General features: G+C 28.9%; 20 protein-coding genes. 13 read left to right on the top strand and 7 right to left on the bottom strand.

All coding sequences use genetic code 11. The features are described from left to right. Nucleotides 1-63: 63 nt before the first annotated feature. From MPF13_RS02475 to nirB, 6 genes are all read right to left on the bottom strand, one after another. A complete protein-coding gene (locus MPF13_RS02475; protein WP_249980728.1) occupies nucleotides 64-1,494 on the bottom strand; it encodes a NarK family nitrate/nitrite MFS transporter in 1,431 nt (476 codons plus the stop codon). A gap of 170 nt (nucleotides 1,495-1,664) precedes the next feature. Then, entirely contained in the window at nucleotides 1,665-2,324 is a 660-nt protein-coding gene (locus tag MPF13_RS02470; protein WP_249980727.1) for a response regulator transcription factor, read from the bottom strand. A gap of 57 nt (nucleotides 2,325-2,381) precedes the next feature. Beyond that, nucleotides 2,382-4,193 (bottom strand): sensor histidine kinase, encoded by a 1,812-nt coding sequence (locus tag MPF13_RS02465; RefSeq protein WP_249980726.1) that lies wholly within the window; start codon nucleotides 4,191-4,193, stop codon nucleotides 2,382-2,384. Nucleotides 4,194-4,209: 16 nt separating this feature from the next. After that, nucleotides 4,210-4,794, bottom strand: a complete 585-nt coding sequence (locus tag MPF13_RS02460; protein ID WP_249980725.1) for a DUF4202 domain-containing protein — start codon at nucleotides 4,792-4,794, stop codon at nucleotides 4,210-4,212. Between the two features lie 8 nt (nucleotides 4,795-4,802). Further along, on the bottom strand, nucleotides 4,803-5,180 hold the full coding sequence (gene nirD / locus MPF13_RS02455) for a nitrite reductase small subunit NirD (RefSeq protein WP_249980724.1): 378 nt from the start codon (nucleotides 5,178-5,180) through the stop codon (nucleotides 4,803-4,805). A gap of 81 nt (nucleotides 5,181-5,261) precedes the next feature. Beyond that, complete coding sequence (nirB, locus tag MPF13_RS02450) at nucleotides 5,262-7,778, bottom strand: nitrite reductase large subunit NirB (RefSeq protein WP_249980723.1); 2,517 nt, start codon at nucleotides 7,776-7,778, stop codon at nucleotides 5,262-5,264. A gap of 231 nt (nucleotides 7,779-8,009) precedes the next feature. On the opposite strand from nirB, the gene MPF13_RS02445 reads away from it, so the two are divergent. The 9 genes from MPF13_RS02445 to MPF13_RS02405 all read left to right on the top strand — a co-directional run bounded on the left by MPF13_RS02445 (nucleotide 8,010) and on the right by MPF13_RS02405 (nucleotide 15,892). Then, nucleotides 8,010-8,591 carry a HupE/UreJ family protein gene (locus MPF13_RS02445; RefSeq protein WP_249980722.1) on the top strand — a complete coding sequence of 194 codons (582 nt, stop codon included), beginning with the start codon at nucleotides 8,010-8,012 and terminating at the stop codon, nucleotides 8,589-8,591. Nucleotides 8,592-8,594: 3 nt separating this feature from the next. Continuing rightward, nucleotides 8,595-8,894, top strand: a complete 300-nt coding sequence (locus MPF13_RS02440) for a DUF1905 domain-containing protein (RefSeq protein ID WP_249980721.1) — start codon at nucleotides 8,595-8,597, stop codon at nucleotides 8,892-8,894. 83 nt (nucleotides 8,895-8,977) lie between these two features. After that, a complete protein-coding gene (locus MPF13_RS02435; protein WP_249980720.1) occupies nucleotides 8,978-9,403 on the top strand; it encodes a deoxycytidylate deaminase in 426 nt (141 codons plus the stop codon). Then, nucleotides 9,396-10,967, top strand: coding sequence for a S41 family peptidase (locus tag MPF13_RS02430; RefSeq protein WP_284041126.1), 1,572 nt, complete (start codon nucleotides 9,396-9,398; stop codon nucleotides 10,965-10,967). Before MPF13_RS02435 ends, MPF13_RS02430 begins: the two co-directional genes overlap by 8 nt. A 146-nt stretch (nucleotides 10,968-11,113) precedes the next feature. Further along, nucleotides 11,114-11,443, top strand: coding sequence for a HesB/IscA family protein (locus tag MPF13_RS02425; RefSeq protein WP_249980719.1), 330 nt, complete (start codon nucleotides 11,114-11,116; stop codon nucleotides 11,441-11,443). Nucleotides 11,444-11,458: 15 nt separating this feature from the next. Further along, complete coding sequence (gene sufB / locus MPF13_RS02420; RefSeq protein WP_249980718.1) at nucleotides 11,459-12,907, top strand: Fe-S cluster assembly protein SufB; 1,449 nt, start codon at nucleotides 11,459-11,461, stop codon at nucleotides 12,905-12,907. Nucleotides 12,908-12,988: 81 nt separating this feature from the next. Further along, nucleotides 12,989-13,738 (top strand): Fe-S cluster assembly ATPase SufC, encoded by a 750-nt coding sequence (gene sufC, locus MPF13_RS02415; RefSeq protein WP_249980717.1) that lies wholly within the window; start codon nucleotides 12,989-12,991, stop codon nucleotides 13,736-13,738. A 17-nt stretch (nucleotides 13,739-13,755) separates the two neighbouring features. Further along, nucleotides 13,756-15,069, top strand: coding sequence for a Fe-S cluster assembly protein SufD (gene sufD / locus MPF13_RS02410; protein ID WP_249980716.1), 1,314 nt, complete (start codon nucleotides 13,756-13,758; stop codon nucleotides 15,067-15,069). A 301-nt stretch (nucleotides 15,070-15,370) separates the two neighbouring features. Next, complete coding sequence (locus MPF13_RS02405; protein ID WP_249980715.1) at nucleotides 15,371-15,892, top strand: hypothetical protein; 522 nt, start codon at nucleotides 15,371-15,373, stop codon at nucleotides 15,890-15,892. Between the two features lie 108 nt (nucleotides 15,893-16,000). Here the strand turns inward: MPF13_RS02405 and MPF13_RS02400 are convergent, their stop codons facing one another. Then, nucleotides 16,001-17,326 carry a serine hydrolase domain-containing protein gene (locus MPF13_RS02400; RefSeq protein WP_249980714.1) on the bottom strand — a complete coding sequence of 442 codons (1,326 nt, stop codon included), beginning with the start codon at nucleotides 17,324-17,326 and terminating at the stop codon, nucleotides 16,001-16,003. A gap of 155 nt (nucleotides 17,327-17,481) precedes the next feature. Between MPF13_RS02400 and MPF13_RS02395 the strand changes: the two genes are divergently transcribed. The 4 genes from MPF13_RS02395 (at nucleotide 17,482) to MPF13_RS02380 (ending at nucleotide 20,400) form a co-directional block, all read left to right on the top strand. Continuing rightward, nucleotides 17,482-18,252 carry a hypothetical protein gene (locus MPF13_RS02395; protein WP_249980713.1) on the top strand — a complete coding sequence of 257 codons (771 nt, stop codon included), beginning with the start codon at nucleotides 17,482-17,484 and terminating at the stop codon, nucleotides 18,250-18,252. Next, nucleotides 18,252-18,836, top strand: coding sequence for a hypothetical protein (locus MPF13_RS02390; RefSeq protein WP_249980712.1), 585 nt, complete (start codon nucleotides 18,252-18,254; stop codon nucleotides 18,834-18,836). The genes MPF13_RS02395 and MPF13_RS02390 overlap by 1 nt, the downstream gene beginning before the upstream one ends. Nucleotides 18,837-18,843: 7 nt before the next feature. After that, nucleotides 18,844-19,113: a hypothetical protein gene (locus MPF13_RS02385; RefSeq protein ID WP_249980711.1), complete on the top strand. Its 270-nt coding sequence runs from the start codon at nucleotides 18,844-18,846 to the stop codon at nucleotides 19,111-19,113. Nucleotides 19,114-19,185: 72 nt separating this feature from the next. Beyond that, nucleotides 19,186-20,400 (top strand): aminotransferase class V-fold PLP-dependent enzyme, encoded by a 1,215-nt coding sequence (locus tag MPF13_RS02380; RefSeq protein ID WP_284041125.1) that lies wholly within the window; start codon nucleotides 19,186-19,188, stop codon nucleotides 20,398-20,400. Nucleotides 20,401-20,431: the final 31 nt, after the last annotated feature.

Genomic DNA, 20,431 nt, shown 5'->3' with positions numbered 1-20,431 from the left:
ATTCTGAATACCCTAAAAAACAATACTTTGAATTTTTATATCAATAAAAATACTACCAAATAATTAGCTTTTTACTGTAACAGGAATTAACTCAGGTTTTAAATTATTTACACCTTTAGGAGCTTCTTCATTTTCTTCTTCTGCTGAAAATTTAATAGTTAAAGAAACTAAAGCTGTAACTACAACAACAAAACCTATTAATAAATATCCACTAGAAACTGCACTAGAAGATGCAACAGATTGCGCTGTTTTAATTACCTCATCTCCTAAACCTTCATTTGCTACAATTGCAGCTTTTTCTGCTACTGCAGATTTAGATTTTAACAACATTGCTGCTAAAAACGCACCAACATTACCACCTGCTCCTACAATTCCTGAAACTGAACCAATTGCTTTTTTATTAATAAAAGGAACTACCGAAAAAGTTGCTCCTTCTGCCATTTGAACACTTAAACTAAATAAGATTAAAAGTACAATACCAACAATTAAACTTGTTGCTCCAGAAAAAGAAATTAACATGATACCTTGTATAGATAAAATAAAAGATAAAAATAAAACACGCCCTCTTAATCCTTTTAATTTTCCAAATTTATCTCCAAAAAAACCTCCTAAAGTTCTTGCAAAAATATTCATTAAAGCAAATGACAAAACAATATTACCAGCTGTAACTCTTTCTAATTGAAATGTGTTTTGAAGATAATCATCCATTGTTCCATAAACTGTTAATTCTATTCCAAAACTTGCAGCATAAACAACAAAAAGAATCCAAACTCTATAGTCTTTTAATACTTCTAAAAAGCCAATTTGGTCTTTTTTAGTAGCAATCATTTCTCCAGATGCTTTTAAATCTTTAAAATTTCCTTTTGGTGTATCTTTTGTAAAGAAGAAATATACAATTCCCATTAAAAAACACACAATACCTGCAATTACCATAGAGTATCTCCAAGCTTCACCATCTGCAACACCAAAAGCAACAACTGCTCCTGCAATTAAAGGCATTCCTAATCTATTGGCTCCTCCACCTAAATTACCCCAACCTGCAGAAGTTGCATTTGCAGTTCCTACAATATTTGGCGCAAACATTAACGAAGTATGTACTTGTGTAATAACAAATGAAGCTCCAATAAAACCAATAAATAATCTACATACTAAAAATTGAGTTGGTGTTTGAACCAATCCACACAAAATAACAGGAATTGCACCCAACATTAACAACCAAGTATAACATAATCTTGGTCCGTATTTATCACATAATTTACCTATGAGTAAACGTGCAAAAACGGTTCCTGAAACCGCTAAAATTATTGAATTCCATTTTTGATCTGGTGTTAAACCTAAATCTTTTACCACATCTGGCATAAAAGGAACAATTCCAAACCATGAAAAGAAACATAGGAAAAATGAAATTGACGTAATCCAAAATGTACGTGTTGAAATGTTTTTAAAATCTAATAAGCTTAATTTAGTAGCTTTTTCTTGTGTTAAAGTTGCCATAATACATATTATTGAATCACAAAACTAAGTATAAATACTTAATTTTATAGTTAAAAAATACGTATATTTAAATTATTACTAGATTAACAATTACGTAATAACTATTTTAAAGAATTCATAAAAATAATTTTAAATATTACTTTTATTGAAAACTAAAAATACTATAAACCTTATATTAATTGATAATCTTTAGCTTTATTAGTAAGCTCTTGAAGATTTTTAGCCTCTAATTTTTTCATTAAATTAAAACGATGCACCTCTGCAGTTCTTTTACTAATTTGAAGTTCTTCTGCAATAACTTTGTTGTTTTTTAGTTCTAAAACCAAACTAAGTATTTGCTTTTCTCTTTTAGTTAATTTAAAAGGTAATTCTTTTGCAACAGGTTTAGGTTCTTCAACTTTGGTAGCAGTACCATTCACAAAATTGTTCATGATAATTGAAGAAACATCTCCTGTAAAATATTTACCTCCAGATGCAACCTTATTAACTGCCTTAATAAATTCTTCTTTACTTGCTCCTTTTAAAAGATAACCATCTGCACCTGCTTGAATAGATTTAACAACATACTCTTCAGAATCGTGCATAGAAAGCATTAACGTTTTTACATCTTTATAATGTTTTTTAATTTCAGCTACAGCCTCTATTCCATTCATTTCTGGCATACGAATATCTATAATTAACACATGTGGTTTGTTTTTAGACACTACCTCTAAAGCTTCTTTACCATTAGAAGCCTCATCTATAACCACTATACCTGTTTGATCTTCTAAAAGCGCTTTGATACCATCTCTAACTAAAACATGATCATCTGCTAAAACTACATTTATCATAATTGTAACTAATTTATACTTACAAAAATAAGGTTTTTAAGTAAAAACTACGTATTTTTAAATAGGTATATTTAATGTAACTCTTGTTCCTTTACCTATTTCAGAATTTAAAAACATTCGCCCTTCAATATAGGTAATTCGCTCTCGCATAAAAGTCATACCCATACCTCCATCTCCGTTTTTTACCTTCTTAACTTTTGCTGGCTCAAAACCTTTACCATCATCATCTATAACAATGCTTAAAATATTTTTACTATGAGAAAGTGACACTAAAATATTTGAAGAATCTGCATATTTTATGGCATTATTAATTGCTTCTTGAGTAATTCTATAAATATTAATTTCTACTAAAGAATCTAATCTTTGATTAAAATTAGTTTTGTTATATAATACTATTTCTTTGCCTGTTAACCTTCCTAGTTCTTGAGTTAATTTGGTAATTGCAGGCACAATACCATGATCTGATAATTCTGGTGGTGTTAAATTAAATGTGGCAGTTCTAACACCTTTTATAATATTAGTTGTTAATTCTTTTAAATGCTCAATTTTTGAAGTTGTTTTTTCAATATCATCAACATTAATGCTTTCTAAATTATATTTTAAACCTGTTAACATTTGCCCAATTCCATCATGCACATCTTTGGCAATTCTGTTTTGTTCTTTTTCTTGGTTCTCTATAATTTTGCTAGAAATAATTTTTTGTTGACTCATTTTTTCTTCAAAACTCTCTTTTGTCAACCTTTCTATTTCTAATTGAGCGGCTTTTCTGTCAGTAATTTCTGAAGCTATAATAAGTAATTCTAATTTATCTTCTGTGGGTCTAAAAGGAATAATAGACATTTCTAACCAAATGTCAACATCTTCTTTAGTAGTTGCTTTTACTTCTCCTTGCCAACCCGTTTTTTTAAATTTTTCTATTAAAAGTTCTAAAGCTGTTTGTTCATTTTCATTAGTAGACAAAACATTCCAAAACAACTCTTCTTTTGTAAATTTTGATAATTTAAACAAGCGCGAAAACTTGTTACCCATATGAATTAAGTTTCCTTTTGGAGAAATTCTAGCAAATAACAAAGTTTCATCCATAGCATGACTTAATGCTTTTAATTCTTTCATGGATTTTTCTTTGGCAATGCTTAACTCATCTGCATCAAAAGCCATTTTTTTAGCCTTTTTTTCTGCAAACAACAATTCTGAAAGTGTTGCTTTTACAGATTTTGCAGCTGGTAAAAAAATGAATAATAATTCTCCTAAAAGAATTAATAAAGTAAAGCCCATTAACAAGAATTCTAACTTACTTAACCAAGACACTTTTTTATTTGCCTCTAAATCATATTGATTTACAATTCCATCCATAAGCACCAAAAAAGAACTTTCATTATCTGTTACATTTTTAATATTTATTGCTAAGTCTTCTATTGATATTTCTAAATGCTCATCTAATTTTTTTACAATTGATGTTGAAGCATTTTTAATGGTTTCAAAAACTGGGTTTATTTCATTAAATTTTGATTTAATTTTATCGCTATTATGTTCTGGTAAGCCTAATTTCTTGTTTCCTTTTTGAAGTGAATTATGAGATAACTCCCATAAAGTAAGGGTTTCTGAAATTTTATTTTTAAGTAGCTCTCTATTTTTTTTATCAGAATAAACAGATAAAGAAACTATGTCTTTTGTTAATTTCTGACTTAACATTCGTTGTCTACCAGCAATATTAATTACAGTAGAATCACTTTGTTGAGTTTTTAAATGATTGCGTACTAAAATTTGGCTAATAATAACAGAAAGCGCTATTGTACTTAGCGCAATTACATACAAACGACTTAATTTATCAAACGTTCTTTGGTCTAATGAATTGCCGTTTTTAGTCATAGAATTATACTCTTTATTACGAAATAGCTTGTTTTACTAGTGCTAAACTTTTATCAGAAAAAGGTATTTTTAAAGCAGCTTCATGCCCTTTGTCAGACATTTTTACCCAAGTCTTTTTTAGTATATCAATTACTTTTTCATCTGTATGTTTAGCAGCAAACTCCTCGAAATAATAATCTAAAAAAACCAAACAAGTGGTATCTTCTAAAGCTTGAGCTTCTTCGTTTTTCTTTAAAAGTTTTTTAAGAATAATTTTTTGTACTCTATCTACAAACTGATCATCAAAACCAACTTGTTGCAAAATTTCACCAGTAAGTTCTGCGTGCATTTTTTTTAGAGTTTCACGCCATTTTAAATACCCAACTCTATCCATTGGATATTCTTTTCTTGCAATTTTCCAACGACAAATGTGTTGTGCTCTTGCAGAAATTTGCAATGCTTTTGATGCATTAGGATCAAACTGCAATAATTTTCTTGTCATCCTTTGAGAATATAACAACTCTTTAGGATATTCGATATCAGCAACTTGATAAGTATTTATGTCTTCTGCGTTTTTCTTATCTATTAATGCAATGGCAGTTTCAAATCTTGTTGGTTTCATATATGGCTTTATTCTGAAAAGCCAATATACACATTTTCTTGTTCAATCTTTACAGGATATGTAGCAATAGCATCTAAATCTCCATTTAAATTTTCGCCATTTTCTAAAGAAAATGTTTTTTTATGTAAAGGACATGCAACCATTGGAATACCTTTATGATCTCCAATCATACCTCTACTTAACACCATTTCTTGTTTTTCTGGTGATAAGTTTTGACAAGCATACCATTTATTTAATCTGGTAAAATTAAAAACTGCAATTTGTAAATCTTTATATTTTACACAAGCACCACCATCTTTTGGAAAATCATTTACAGAGGCAGCCTTAAACCAAACTTTTACGTCTTCTAGTTTTGTTGTTGAATATTGTTCTAAAATTCCTTTCATGTTCTTTGGTTTTTGCTATTAGCATTTTTACTATTAGCGGATTTACTTTTTAATTTAATAACAGTTAGTATTTAACCTATTTTAAACCCAAGGTTCTGGCATTTTTTGATCTCTCATTGGTACAAAAACAATGTTATCATCTTCTTCTTTGCTATTTACAAAATGATTAAATCGTTTCATAACTTCTGGATCTTCTACAGCTTGTGTCCACTCACATTCAAACTTATTTACTAAAGTTTGCATTTCGTTTTCTAAATCTTGAACAATACCTAATTTATCATCAATAATAACTTCTTTTAAGTAGTCTAAACCTCCTTCTAATCTTTCTTGCCATGCAGCAGTTCTTTGTAAAGGTTTTGCTGTACGCATATAAAACATTAAATATCTATCTAAGTATTTTATTACAGTTTCATTATCTATTTGTTCTGCAAATAATTCTGCATGTCTAGGTGTTGCACCACCATTTCCACCTAAGTATAAATTCCAACCACCTTCTACTGCAATCAAACCAAAATCTTTACCTCTTGCTTCTGCACATTCTCTAATACATCCAGAAACTCCACCTTTAATTTTATGTGGTGCACGAATACCTCTATATCTGTTTTCTAATTCTATACCAAAACTTACACTTTCATCCATACCATATCTACACCAAGTAGAACCTACACAAGTTTTTACAGTACGTAGAGATTTTCCATAAGCATGTCCACTTTCAAATCCATGAGCTATTAATTCTTTCCAAATTAATGGCAATTGATTTAACGTTGCTCCAAACAAATCGATTCTAACACCACCTGTAACTTTGGTATACAAATCGTATTTTTTTGCAATTTCTCCTAAAGCAATTAATTTATCTGGTGTTATTTCACCTCCAGGAATTCTAGGAACTACAGAATAGGTTCCATTTCTTTGAATATTTGCTAAATAACGATCATTAGAATCTTGAATAGCATACTCTTTATTAGCAGTATCTGCATTAATTGTTGCCATTAATGACGCTACCAAAGGTTTACACAACTCACATCCATGACCACCATTTCCATGATTATCTAACACTTCATTAAACGATTTATATCCTTTAACTTCTATAATTTTATATAAATCTTGTCTGTTATAATCAAAATGCTCACAAACAGAATCTTTAACTTCTATACCTAATGATGTTAAAGTTGCTGTAGTAATATCTTTTACCATAGGCTTACAACCACCACAACCAGAACCTGCTTTTGTACAAGAAACTACATCTGCTAAATCTTTAGCTTCTCCACTTTCTATAACTCCACAAATTTGACCCTTTGTAACATTTTCACAAGAACAAACCTGAGCATCATCTGGTAAATCCATAACATCACCAAAAGAAGAACCTCCTTCACTAGCAGGTAAAATTAATTGTGCTGGATCTTCAGGAATTTTCATTCCGTTTAAATATACTTGATGCAACATGTTATAATCTGATGCATCTCCTACTAAGATTCCTCCTAATAACTTTTTACCATCAAGACTAACGTTAATTCTTTTGTATAAATGTTGTGTCTTATTTTCAAAAATAATTGAATGCCCTTTTGCAGCAGGCATAAAAGGTTCACCAAAACTTGCTACATCTACACCAATTAACTTTAATTTTGTAGACATATCAATATCATCTGGCATTAAACTATCTGTTTCGCCTAAAATTTGATTTACAGCAACACCAGCCATATCATAACCTGGAGCTACTAAACCATAAATCATTTGATTATATAAAGCTACTTCTCCTATAGCATAAATACTTTCATCAGATGTTTGCATTTTATTATTTACTACAATTCCTCCACGAACACCCATTTCTAAATTGCAAGTTTTACCTAGTTCATCTCTTGGTCTAATTCCAGCAGAAACCACTAACATATCAACTCCTAAAATATCATCTTCACCAAACTCCATACCTATAATATGGTCTTCTCCTAAAATTTGATTTGTTGCTTTACTTAAATGAATATTTAATCCTATAGATTCTAATTTTAACTGTAAAACCTTACTACTTCTTGCATCTAATTGTCTTGGCATTAATTTAGGAGCAAACTCAACAATATGAGGTTCTAAACCCATATCCATTACTGCTTTTCCTGCTTCTAAACCTAACAAACCTCCACCTAAAACAGCAGCTCTAGCTTTTGGGTTAGATGCTTTTAATTTAGCAGCATATGCTAACATACCTTCTAAATCTTCTATAGTTCTATATACAAAAACTCCTTTCTTTTCTACCCCTTTTATTGGCGGAACAAAAGCAGAAGAACCTGTAGCTAAAACTAAATAATCGTAATTAAATGTTCTGTTTTTTGCAGTAATTATAGTCTTAGTTTCTTTTTGAATATCTGTAACCCTTTCATCTACAACTAAGTCTATTCCATTTTCTTTATACCATTCTGCAGGTGCCATTTCTAAAGCTTTAGCATCTTGATTTTCAAAAAATTCACTTAAATGAACTCTATCATAAGCAGGTCTTGGTTCTTCACCAAAAACTATGATTTTAAAATCTTCATTATTAGTAGCTGCTACAAATTTTTCGCAAAATTTATACCCTACCATTCCATTACCTACAACAATAATTGTTTTCATAATTACGTATTTAGACAACAAAACTAAGTATTTATACTTATTTTTTATATGTATTGAAGTCTATTTTTTACGTATAAATATAATTTTTATGAATTTCAAAAAATTGTCCATTCTAAATGAATATTCTATAAAATTACTTTCTTCGAAATAAGAAATCTGTATTTCAATTTTTACGTTTTTTGCTTAGAAGTTTTTAATATCTTTGGATTCCTCTAAAAATTTAGACACAAAATGGACGAATTTATCCTATACTTTAAAATGGGTCTTAACCACGTGTTAGACTTTAGCGCTTACGATCATATTTTATTTTTAATTGTACTAGCTGTTGTTTTCAGTTTTAATCAATGGAAAAAAGTTTTATGGCTAGTAACGCTTTTTACAATTGGTCACTCATTAACACTTGCTTTATCTGCTTATGGTATTTTAAAAATTAAAGGTGATTTAATTGAGTTTTTAATTCCTTTATCTATTTTTATAACAGGTGTAGTTAATGTATTTACTGCAAAAAAATCTTCTACAGGAAAAGAAAATACCAATTTAATATTTGCTGTTTTTTTTGGTTTGATACACGGTTTAGGTTTTTCAAATTATTTTAAAATGATGATTGGGAAAGAAGAAGACAAACTTTTTCCTTTATTAGAATTTGCATTAGGTATTGAGGCTGCTCAAATTATTATTGTTTTAGGAATTTTATTCATAGGTACTGTACTACAAAGTTTTTTTAGAGTAACTAAAAGAGATTGGATTTTAGTATGCTCTTCAATTGTTATAGGTTTTGCTATTCAAATGATGCTAGATAGAGTATTTTGGTAATTAATGAATGGTAAAGTAACATACACTTTTACTGCAAAAATGTGGCAACATAACCCTCCTTTAGGTTGGTATTTTGTGTCTTTACCCAAAAACATATCTTCAGAAATTAGAAACCTTTTTAAAAACCAAGAAGAAGGTTGGGGTAGAATGAAAGTTTCTGCAATAATTAATGATTTAAAATGGGATACAGCAATTTGGTTTGATTCAAAAAAAGGAATTTACATTTTACCTATAAAAGCAGCAATCAGAAAAAAAACTAATCTCAAAATTAAGATTGATACAGAAATAAGTATTCTCTTGTAATTCTTTAATAAAATGTAATAATCGTTTAATTTTTATCTAATTATTAACGTCTTATTTATTCAATTCTTTTTACTTTCGTAATGATGATGAACAAGAAACAATTAAAATACGATAAAGCATATTTAAAAATGGCTTTAGAGTGGGGAAAACTCTCACATTGTAAACGCAAACAAGTAGGAGCTTTAATTGTAAAAGATAGAATGATAATTTCTGATGGTTTTAACGGAACACCAACAGGTTTTGATAATTGTTGCGAAGACAATGAAGGAATAACCAAATGGGAAGTTTTACATGCAGAAGCTAATGCAATTTTAAAAGTAGCTTCTTCTACACAATCTGCTAAAGGATCTACTTTATACATTACACTATCTCCTTGTACACAATGTAGCAAACTAATATATCAAGCAGGAATTAAGCGCGTTGTTTTTGCAAACTCATATAGAGATACATCTGGAATCGATTTTTTAGAAAAATCAGGTGTAGAAATTATGCATTTACCTTATGATTAATAAAAATAATTTACCCATATTTTTTTCAATAGCGGTAGTAATAGGTATTATTATTGGTATTTCTTTAAGAGGAAATTCTTCTAGTATTTTGTCTTTATCAAGCAATTCTTCGCAAGAATTAAAGATAAAAAAACTAATAAATTTTATTGAAAAAGATTATGTAGATGCTGTAAATACAGAATCTTTATTAGATGGTGCTATCAATGAAATGCTAGGTAAATTAGATCCTCATTCTGTTTATATACCTAAAGAAAACTTGCAAGCAGTTAAAGAAAACATGCAAGGTAATTTTGTAGGTATTGGTGTTCAGTTTAGAATGATAAAAGACTCTATTACTGTTATACAACCCATAAAAGGCGGACCAAGTATTAAAGCTGGTATTAAAGCTGGAGATAGAATTTTAATGGCAGATAAAGACACGTTGTTTGGTAAAAACATGTTTAGCAATAAAGTGCCAAATTATTTAAAAGGAAAACCAGACACCAATGTAAAACTTCAAATTTATAGAAAAAGTAATGATTCTCTTTTTTCATTAGATATTACTCGTGGAAAAGTAAATATTAAAAGTGTAGATTTAGCCTACATGGTTAATGATACAGTTGGTTATATTAAACTAGATCGTTTTGCTGCAAATACCTACAAAGAATTTAAATCTTCTTTAAACACTCTTATAGATGATGGAATGACAGATCTTGTATTAGATTTAAGAGGAAATGGTGGTGGTTTTGTGCATATAGCAAATGATATTATTGATGAGTTTTTAGAAGATGATAAACTAATTGTCTTTACCAAAAACAATAAAAATAAAATTGAAAAATCTTTTGCAACCTCTAAAGGAAGCTTTGAAAAAGGAGGCCTATATGTTTTAATTGATGAAAATTCGGCATCTGCTTCAGAAATTGTTGCAGGAGCACTACAAGATAATGATAAAGGTACCATTATTGGAAGACGCTCTTTTGGTAAAGGTTTAGTACAAGTAGAAATGGATTTAGGAGATGGATCTGCAGTTCGTTTAACAACTGCTCGTTATTACACTCCTACAGGACGTTCTATACAAAAACCTTATTCTAAAAACGGAAATAAAAATTACTATAAAGATTATCAACAAAGAATAACAAATGGAGAACTGTTAAATAAAGACAGCATTAAAGTTGTAGATTCTCTAAAATTTAAAACACCAAAAGGAAAAATAGTTTATGGTGGTGGAGGTATAATACCAGATGTTTTTGTAGCCATAGATACTACCTCTTACATGACTAATTTTTACTTTAACTCTCTTAACAATTACGCATTTGATTATGTAGATAACAATAGAAAAGATTTAGAAAAATGGACAATTAATAGTTTTGTAAAAGATTTTGACAAATCAGAAACTGTTTTTAATGGTTATTTGTCTAAAATTAAAGACAAAGTTAACCCTTCATTTAAAATGAAACAAAATTTAAAAAAATCTTTAAAAGCCTCTATTGCTAATACGCTTTTTGGTGATATTGGTTTTTATAGAGTACTACATCAAGATGATAAAATGCTACTTAAAGTATTAGAATTAGAGCAATTAAAATAAGTTTTCTACTTTTTTTAATCTTCAACGATTTTTTTAATTATCAATAAAACCAATAACAACATCGTCTTTCGTAATGAAAGTTCTATGATTTTATTCGACTTATATCGTATATTTGCACACAATTTAGATTTAATCTATTTAAAATTATGATAAAAGTTTCAGACACAGCAAAGAGAAAAGTCATAGAATTAATGACTGACGATGGCTTTGACGCAACTAAAGATTTTGTTAGAGTTGGCGTTAAAAGTGGTGGTTGTTCAGGGTTGTCTTATGATTTAACTTTTGATAACAAACAAGAAGAAAACGACAAAGTTTTTGAAGAAAATGATGTAAGAATCATTGTAGATAAAAAAAGCTTTTTATACTTAGTAGGAACTACTTTAGAATATTCAGGAGGTTTAAACGGAAAAGGATTTGTTTTTAACAATCCTAACGCAAACAGAACATGTGGTTGTGGAGAATCGTTTTCACTTTAAAAATTTAAGATAAAAATGTCAAAATATACAGAAGACGACTTAGAAAAAGAATTAGAAACCCAAGAATACAAATATGGGTTTTATACAGATATAGAAAGCGAAACTTTTCCTAAAGGATTAAATGAAGATGTTGTTCGTGCAATTTCTAAAAAGAAAAATGAGCCAGAATGGATGACTGAATGGCGCTTAGAAGCTTTTAGAGTTTGGGAACAAATGGAAGAACCAGAATGGGCAAATGTAAATTACGAAAAACCAAATTTTCAAGAAATTGCTTACTATTCTGCTCCTAAAGCAAAACCAAAATTAAATTCTTTAGACGAAGTAGATCCAGAATTACTAGACACTTTTAAACGTTTAGGAATTTCTATAGATGAACAAAAAAAATTAGCCAATGTTGCTGTAGATATTGTTATGGATTCTGTTTCTGTAGCTACTACTTTTAAGAAAACATTAGGTGAAAAAGGTATAATTTTTATGCCTATTTCTGAAGCAATTCAAGAACACCCAGAATTGGTTAAAAAATATTTAGGAACAGTTGTACCTACAAAAGACAACTTTTATGCAGCATTAAATTCTGCAGTTTTTTCTGACGGATCTTTCTGTTACATTCCAAAAGGAGTAAAATGTCCTATGGAACTTTCTACCTATTTTAGAATTAACGAAGGTGGTACTGGTCAGTTTGAAAGAACTTTAGTTGTTGCAGACAAAGGTAGCTATGTTTCTTATTTAGAAGGTTGTACTGCACCAAGTAGAGATGAAAATCAATTACACGCTGCTGTAGTAGAATTAATTGCAATGGATGATGCAGAAATTAAATATTCTACTGTACAAAACTGGTATCCTGGTAACAAAGAAGGAAAAGGTGGTGTTTACAATTTTGTTACTAAAAGAGGTTTGTGCGAAGACAATGCAAAAATTTCTTGGACACAAGTAGAAACTGGTTCTGCAGTAACTTGGAAATATCCATCTTGTGTATTAAAAGGAAACAATTCTGTTGGAGAGTTTTACTCAATTGCAGTAACTAATAATTTTCAACAAGCAGATACTGGTACAAAAATGATACACTTAGGTAAAAACACTAAGTCTACTATTATTTCTAAAGGTATTTCTGCAGGAAAATCTCAAAACTCTTATAGAGGATTAGTTCAAATAAATTCTAGAGCAGAAAACGCTCGTAATTTCTCTCAATGTGATTCTTTATTAATGGGTAATGAGTGTGGTGCACACACTTTTCCTTATATAGAAACTAAAAACAAATCAGCACAAATAGAACACGAAGCAACTACAAGTAAAATTGGTGAAGACCAATTGTTTTACTGTAATCAACGTGGTATAGATACTGAAAAAGCCATTGCTTTAATTGTAAACGGATTTAGTAAAGAAGTTTTAAACAAGCTTCCAATGGAATTTGCAGTAGAAGCTCAAAAATTATTAGAAATTAGTTTAGAAGGTTCTGTTGGATAAACAGATTTTTATCAACTAAAAATATATCAACAATAAAATAATGCTGATAGCCAAAAGCTAAAAGCCAATAGCATAAATAAGATGTTAAAAATAGAAAACTTAAAGGCAGAAATAGAAGGGAAATCAATTTTAAAAGGATTGAATTTAGAAGTAAAAGCTGGTGAAGTACATGCAATTATGGGACCAAATGGTGCTGGTAAAAGTACAATGGCCTCTGTTATTGCTGGTAAAGAAGAATACGAAGTAACAGATGGTTCTATAGAATTAAATGGTGAAGATATTAGCGAGTTAGCACCAGAAGAAAGAGCACATAATGGTGTGTTTTTATCTTTTCAATATCCTGTAGAAATTCCTGGAGTTTCTGTAACAAACTTTATTAAAACTGCTATTAACGAAACTAGAAAAGCAAAAGGTTTAGAAGACATGCCTGCAAAAGACATGTTAAAAATGATTCGTGAAAAATCAGAATTATTAGAAATAGACCGTAAATTTTTATCTCGTTCTTTAAACGAAGGATTTTCTGGGGGAGAAAAGAAAAGAAACGAAATTTTTCAAATGGCAATGTTAGAGCCTAAATTAGCTATACTAGATGAAACTGATTCTGGTTTAGATATTGATGCTTTACGTATTGTTGCTAATGGGGTAAACAAATTAAAATCTAAAGACAATGCTGTAATTGTAATTACACACTACCAACGTTTGTTAGATTATATTGTACCAGATTTTGTACACGTTTTACATGATGGAAAAATAGTAAAATCTGGAGATGCTTCTTTAGCTTTAGAATTAGAAGCAAAAGGTTATGATTGGATTAAACAAGAATTAGTTTAATCTAAAAGCTTAAAAAAATGGAATTAAAAGATAAATTATTATCATCATATGTAGCTTTTGAAAATCGTGTAGATACAAATTCTGATATCCATGAAATTCGTTCTAAAGCTCTTAAAAGTTTCGAAAGTTTAGGATTTCCTACTAAAAAATTAGAAGCTTGGAAATACACTTCTTTAAACTCAGTTTTAAAAGAAGATTACAGTATTTTTCCTAACAAAGGAGTTGCTGTAGAATTAGCAGATGTAAAAAAGTATTTTATACATGATATAGATACTTACAATGTTGTTTTTATTGATGGAAAATATAGCTCTTTCTTATCTGAAACTACACATGAAAATATTGATGTTTGCTTAATGTCTGCTGCTTTAACAAAGCCAAAATACAAAGCTGTAATTGATAATTATTTCAACAAAATAGCAAAACAAGACAATTTAACATCGTTAAATACTGCTTTTGCAACAGAAGGAGCATATATTCATATTCCTAGAAATGTTGAAGTAGAAAAACCAATACAAATTATCAATTTTACAACAGGTTCTGAAGCTGCAACAATGTTGCAACCTAGAAATTTAATTGTTGTTGGAGAAAATTCTCATGTTCAAATTATAGAACGTCATCAAAGTTTAACTAGCAACCCTGTTTTAACAAATGCGGTTACTGAGGTTTTTGCTGATAAAAGAGCTTTTGTAGATTTTTATAAAATTCAGAATGATGACATTAAAGCTTCATTGGTAGATAATTCTTACATAGAACAACAATCTAATAGTGTGGTTTCTGTACATACTTTTTCTTTTGGAGGAAACATTACAAGAAACAACTTAAACTTTTATCAAAAAGGAGAATATATAGATTCTATCTTAAAAGGAATAACTATTACAGAAGGTAAACAACATGTAGATCATCACACATTAGTACACCATATTACACCAAATTGCGAATCTCATCAAGATTACAAAGGTATTTATGATGAACGTTCTACTGCTGTTTTTAATGGTAAAGTAATTGTAGAAAAAGAAGCTCAAAAAACAAATGCATATCAGCAAAACAACAATGTTTTAATGAGCGATAAAGCAACAATTAACGCAAAACCTCAACTAGAAATTTTTGCAGATGATGTAAAATGTTCTCATGGTTGTACAATTGGTCAGTTAGATGAAGATGCTTTATTTTACATGCAACAACGTGGAATTCCTAAAAAAGAAGGAAAAGCTTTATTAATGTTTGCTTTTGCAAATACAGTATTAGAAAGCGTTAAAATACCTGAAGTAAAACAGAGAATTACTAAAATAATAGCCAATAAATTAGGTGTAGATATTGGTTTTGACCTTTAAAATCATTTTCTTTATATAGATAAAAAAACCACGCTAATAAGCGTGGTTTTTTTATTTAAAACTATTTACATTACTATTTCCTAGAATTGAAAAGTATGTTTTTATCTTAATTTTTTGATTAAAATTGATTGTAAAACAGAAGAAAAATTATGGGTTTTATATATAAATTACTCAACTCATAATATCAGTTGTATCTTCACATATTGGTTTTTATCTGTTTCTTAAAATATTTTATGTTATTTGTAGTAAATTTTACGCAACCATTTTAATAAAATTGCATCTATAAATAAAACTCCAAAAAATGAAAAATAAAATTTATTTATTTACTCTAATTTTAGTCGGAAGTATATTTAGCTCTTGTGATTCAAACAATTTAGAATACCAAAACAAGTTTGAAATCAGTAGAAAAAATTGGTTAAACTTTAAAGAATCTACTAACAACTCATACAAATTTACAATTACAAATAGTTCTTGGGTTGGTTTTAGTTGGGAAACTACATTAACCATTGAAAATGGAATTATAATTCAAAGAGATTTTGAATACACTTCTACAGAAGGTCTATCAACAGATATTCATCAGGATGAACTTCAATGGACAGAAAAAAAACCTGAAATAGGAACTCATGAAAACGGAGCAGAACCAATTACATTACAAGAAATTTACAATAAAGCACAAAACGATTGGCTAATTGAGAGAAATAATACAACAACCTACCTTAAAACAGAGAATGAAGGAATGATTTCTACTTGTGGTTATGTAGATAATCAGTGTGCAGACGATTGTTTTGTTGGTGTAAATATTAAAAACATAGAACCTCTTTAAAATTTAACTAATCACTTAATTGTACATCTGGTATAGCAGAATAAGTTATACCAATTACTTAAATTGTTTTGATAAAAGAATAATAACAAAGTTTCTAAAAGATAACTGTTATTTTATAGAAACAATTACCCCTTTTAAAAACTCATTTACATCAGCATTTTTAGTTAAACCCATTCTTACAATTACTAAATCTTGATCTGGTAAAATAAAAACATTCTGCCCTTGGTAACCATTAAAAGAATACATGTTTTTTGGCACATCTGGATACCTATTACCTGCATTTAACCAAATTTGAGCCCCATACCAACCATTAGATGTAGGAGTTGGTGTAGTAGCGTATTTTACCCATTTTTTATCAAATAATTGTTCTCCATTCCATAATCCATTATGTAAATACAATAACCCTAGTTTTGCCCAATCTCTTGGAGTTGCCCAACCATAAGAAGACCCCACATAGTTTCCTTCTAAATCTGCTTCAACTACCATAGAATTCATTCCTATTTTGTCAATTAAAGCTGCATACCAAAAATCTAAATATTCTTGATGTGTTTTAAATTGACTTCTTAAAATTCCTGATAATAAATTTGTTGTTCCAGAAGAATAATTCCAAGTTTCATTTGGTTTTCCTACAAAAGGTTTGTGAATTTGTTGTTGAGTCATATCTCTACTTAAAAACAACATTTTAGAAACATCTGAAATTGTATTATAATCTTCATCCCATTCTAAACCAGAATTCATTTGTAGCAAATTATGAATGGTAATTTCTTTTCTTTCATCATTTTTCCAAGCATCAATAGGTGCTTTATCTTGCACATTAATTTTTCCTTGATATTCTAAAACTCCAAACAAAGTAGAGGTAATACTTTTTGTCATAGACCAACCTAAGATTTTAGAATTTTCTGTAAAACCATTAGCATACCTTTCTGCTATAATTTGATTTTTATAAATAATAACTGTTGCTCTAGTTTTATTAATAGAATCAAACAAAAAATCGATAGCTTTATGTAGTTTATCATAATTTATGTTTTTAAAAATGGTGTCTTTTTGCTTTGCTTTTCCATAAGGATAAGCTAGTGTGTCACTAGAGGTATTTGTTCTTTTAGGGATTAAATATTTTTTAGAAACGTCATTATCATCTAAAGCCAAAACAGAGCCTAAACCTTCTCTAAAAAAAGCTTTTCTAGTTAACAAACCAAAAGCAGAAGAGGTTGCAGTTTTAGATTCTAATGATAACTCGTCAGAAGCTAAATGTATTGGAGAAAAATTATTATCGTTTTTATCTGTAAACGCTAAAGTTCTATTAGCTACAAAAACAGATGAAGCAGTGTTTTTTGCAGAATATCCTGCTAAAATATTCAGTTTAGGATAATTATAAACAACAGCAATTATGATAATAACCAATAGAAGTAATAATATTCTTTTTACAATTTTCATTTATATAAAAGTTTAGTTATCGTAAAAATAAGAATTAAAAACACATTAAATACCCATCAGTAAAAATACCTGAATTTTAAAAAAGGGGTTTACATCTAAACGTTAAACTACTGATTTTATTAGTTTTATATAATCACAAAACACTTTTTTTAATTATGACAACCACAGCATCTAAAACTATTAAAGATTCTAAAAAACCAACAATACAAAAAAATGTTCCAGGTATATCTAATGAAGTAATTACAGAATTAAGTAAAGAAATAAATAGTATGCTATCATTTGCTGTTTACAATGGCATAACTGTTAATACTGAAATAAACTCATTAATACAAAATAGTAATGTTGATGATTTAATTAATGCTCACAATTTATTGTGCAAAAATGTAGCGCCTGCAACACCAAAATCTATTGAATTTACAAAAAAATTAAATCAAGAAAGCGATGGTAAATCAATTTTTAACAAACTTCCTTTACTTAGAAATTTAGTTTTATTATCGGTTTTCTTTTTAATTGCATATATAGCAACAGGTATGTCTGCAGAAGTTAATAATGACTCTTTAGACAAAGGAATGATGAATAACAGTGGCTTACCTTTATTACTAAATATTGTTTATTTAGGTTCTGTAGCTGGTTTAGGTGTTTTGTTTTTTTTATTGAAAGACGTAAGTGCTTCTTTAAAAAAAGGAGCATTAATTCCTGAAAATTCGATAGGATATTTATCTCAAATTATCTTAGGAGTAATTGCAGGTTTAATAATGTCTGAAATTATTTCATTTTACACCACAGATCCAAAACAAATAAACCTTTTTAATAAAAGCATACTTGCTTTGGTAGGCGGTTTTTCTTCGGATGCAATTTTTAGCATTTTACAAGGAATTATCAATAGAATTAAAAACATTTTCGTTACTCCAAACCCAATATCATAATGTATAAAAATATAATTTCATTAGTTATAATTGTTAGCTTTTTATCTTGTGCAAGTTTACCAAATGCTACCTCATCACTGTCTAAAAACATTATTGATGAAGGAGATGCAATGCATCAATTAAACATTTCATTGGTTAATCAATTATTTGACGAAAAAAGAGAACGTTTAAACACATTTATTACCAATAAATATACACCAGCAATTATTAAGAAGTACCAAAGTTTATTACCTCAAAATGTAGATTATAAAGAAGAGCTGCCCAATATTATTGGAGCAATAATACCAGTAATTAACAGAAAAAGAGACTCTTTACAAGATTTATTATTAAAACAACAGCAACAAATAGTAACTAATTTAAACACCAATTTTATTTCATATGCTAAAGCTACAGCATCTCTTCAAAACCTTATAAATTCTGCAGTTAAAGTTAAAAATGCTGAAGAAAATGCGTTATCAGGCATCAATCAATTAACAGGTAGTAAAATTAATTTTAAGCAAATAGAAGGCAAATTAGACAGTATTTTAAACAAAACTGGCTTAGGGATGAATAAACTACTAAAAGTTGAAAAACTAATTAAATAAAACAATTATGAGTGATATAGATTGGAATGCTTTAGCAGAACAAGCAGGCAACCAAACAGACACAGATTTAAAAAATCAATTAGCAAGTTTAACAAGTTTAAAAACAGTAGAAATAGATTCGTTTATTTCTGAAAGTAAAATTACAAATGCTAATGCCGTAAAAGTTTTACAACAAATTAATGATGCTTCTTTAGCAAATAATCAAAAAGCTACAGCAATATCAAACATTCAAAATGGTGTAGGTTTTTTAATTAAATTAGTTTCTAAAGTAGTGTAATAAGAAATTCTTATTGTCTTTTTTACAAGTTTAAAAAATCAACGTTTATCTTTGTAACTTAAATTTATTCGTATGATAAATGTTGATAAAATTCGTGAAGATTTTCCGATTCTAAAAAAAACGATTCATGGAAAACCTTTAGTGTATTTTGATAATGCAGCTACCTCTCAAACTCCACAAGTAGTTATTGATACTATTGTTGATTATTATAGCAATTACAATGCTAATATTCACAGAGGCGTACACACTTTAAGTCAAGTAGCTACAGATAAATATGAAGAAGCTCGTATTAAAATTCAAAAACATTTTAATGCAAAAAAAGCCTACGAAATTATTTTAACTTCAGGTACAACACATAGTATAAACATGGTTGCTTCTGGTTTTGCATCTCTTTTAAATAATGGTGATGAAATTATAGTTTCTGCTTTAGAGCATCATTCTAATATTGTTCCATGGCAAATGCTCTGCGAAAAAACGGGTGCAGTTTTAAAGGTAATTCCTATGAATGAAGAGGGTTCTTTACAAATGGATGTTTATTACAGTTTATTAAATTCAAAGACAAAATTGGTGTTTTGTAATCACGTTTCTAATGCATTAGGAACTATAAACCCTATCAAAGAAATTATTGATGCAGCTCATAAAGTAAATGCTGCTGTTTTAATTGATGGGGCTCAAGCAACACCACATATAAAACCAGATGTACAAGCTTTAGATGTAGATTTTTATGTAGCTTCTGCTCACAAATTATGTGGCCCAACAGGAGTTGGTTTGTTGTATGGAAAACAAGAATGGTTAGAAAAATTGCCTCCTTATCAAGGTGGAGGAGAAATGATTGAAACTGTAAGTTTTGTAAAAACTACATATGCAGGTTTGCCTCATAAATTTGAAGCAGGAACTCCAAATATTTGTGGAGGAATCGCTTTTGGTACAGCAATAGATTATATGAATTCAGTTGGTTTTAATAATATTGCGGCATATGAAAATGAACTTTTAGAATATGGTACTCAAGAGTTATTAAAAATTGATGGTTTAAAAATATTTGGAACATCATCAGAAAAAACAGCTGTAATTTCTTTTAATATTGATAGTATACATCCTTATGATATTGGCTCTATTTTAGATAAATTAGGAATTGCTGTAAGAACAGGGCATCATTGTGCACAACCAATTATGGATTTCTATAAAATTCCTGGTACAATTAGAGCTTCTTTTTCTTTTTACAATACTAAAGCAGAAATAGATGTTTTAGTTGCTGGTTTAAAAAGAGCAGCAATGATGTTATCATAATTACATCTTTTATAAAAACAAAAAAGGTTGA

Origin of the sequence: Polaribacter sp. Z022 (genome assembly GCF_023555495.1) — a bacterium.
Lineage (GTDB): Bacteria > Bacteroidota > Bacteroidia > Flavobacteriales > Flavobacteriaceae > Polaribacter.
This window is presented reverse-complemented; position numbering and strand designations above follow the sequence as displayed.

Bases quoted from the DNA above. Each gene is read 5' to 3' on its own strand.
- MPF13_RS02475 (WP_249980728.1), bottom strand. From the start codon at position 1,494: ATGGCAACTTTAACACAAGAAAAAGCTACTAAATTAAGCTTATTAGAT.
- MPF13_RS02470 (WP_249980727.1), bottom strand. From the start codon at position 2,324: ATGATAAATGTAGTTTTAGCAGATGATCATGTTTTAGTTAGAGATGGT.
- MPF13_RS02465 (WP_249980726.1), bottom strand. From the start codon at position 4,193: ATGACTAAAAACGGCAATTCATTAGACCAAAGAACGTTTGATAAATTA.
- MPF13_RS02460 (WP_249980725.1), bottom strand. From the start codon at position 4,794: ATGAAACCAACAAGATTTGAAACTGCCATTGCATTAATAGATAAGAAA.
- nirD (WP_249980724.1), bottom strand. From the start codon at position 5,180: ATGAAAGGAATTTTAGAACAATATTCAACAACAAAACTAGAAGACGTA.
- nirB (WP_249980723.1), bottom strand. From the start codon at position 7,778: ATGAAAACAATTATTGTTGTAGGTAATGGAATGGTAGGGTATAAATTT.
- MPF13_RS02445 (WP_249980722.1), top strand. From the start codon at position 8,010: ATGGACGAATTTATCCTATACTTTAAAATGGGTCTTAACCACGTGTTA.
- MPF13_RS02440 (WP_249980721.1), top strand. From the start codon at position 8,595: ATGAATGGTAAAGTAACATACACTTTTACTGCAAAAATGTGGCAACAT.
- MPF13_RS02435 (WP_249980720.1), top strand. From the start codon at position 8,978: ATGATGAACAAGAAACAATTAAAATACGATAAAGCATATTTAAAAATG.
- MPF13_RS02430 (WP_284041126.1), top strand. From the start codon at position 9,396: ATGATTAATAAAAATAATTTACCCATATTTTTTTCAATAGCGGTAGTA.
- MPF13_RS02425 (WP_249980719.1), top strand. From the start codon at position 11,114: ATGATAAAAGTTTCAGACACAGCAAAGAGAAAAGTCATAGAATTAATG.
- sufB (WP_249980718.1), top strand. From the start codon at position 11,459: ATGTCAAAATATACAGAAGACGACTTAGAAAAAGAATTAGAAACCCAA.
- sufC (WP_249980717.1), top strand. From the start codon at position 12,989: ATGTTAAAAATAGAAAACTTAAAGGCAGAAATAGAAGGGAAATCAATT.
- sufD (WP_249980716.1), top strand. From the start codon at position 13,756: ATGGAATTAAAAGATAAATTATTATCATCATATGTAGCTTTTGAAAAT.
- MPF13_RS02405 (WP_249980715.1), top strand. From the start codon at position 15,371: ATGAAAAATAAAATTTATTTATTTACTCTAATTTTAGTCGGAAGTATA.
- MPF13_RS02400 (WP_249980714.1), bottom strand. From the start codon at position 17,326: ATGAAAATTGTAAAAAGAATATTATTACTTCTATTGGTTATTATCATA.
- MPF13_RS02395 (WP_249980713.1), top strand. From the start codon at position 17,482: ATGACAACCACAGCATCTAAAACTATTAAAGATTCTAAAAAACCAACA.
- MPF13_RS02390 (WP_249980712.1), top strand. From the start codon at position 18,252: ATGTATAAAAATATAATTTCATTAGTTATAATTGTTAGCTTTTTATCT.
- MPF13_RS02385 (WP_249980711.1), top strand. From the start codon at position 18,844: ATGAGTGATATAGATTGGAATGCTTTAGCAGAACAAGCAGGCAACCAA.
- MPF13_RS02380 (WP_284041125.1), top strand. From the start codon at position 19,186: ATGATAAATGTTGATAAAATTCGTGAAGATTTTCCGATTCTAAAAAAA.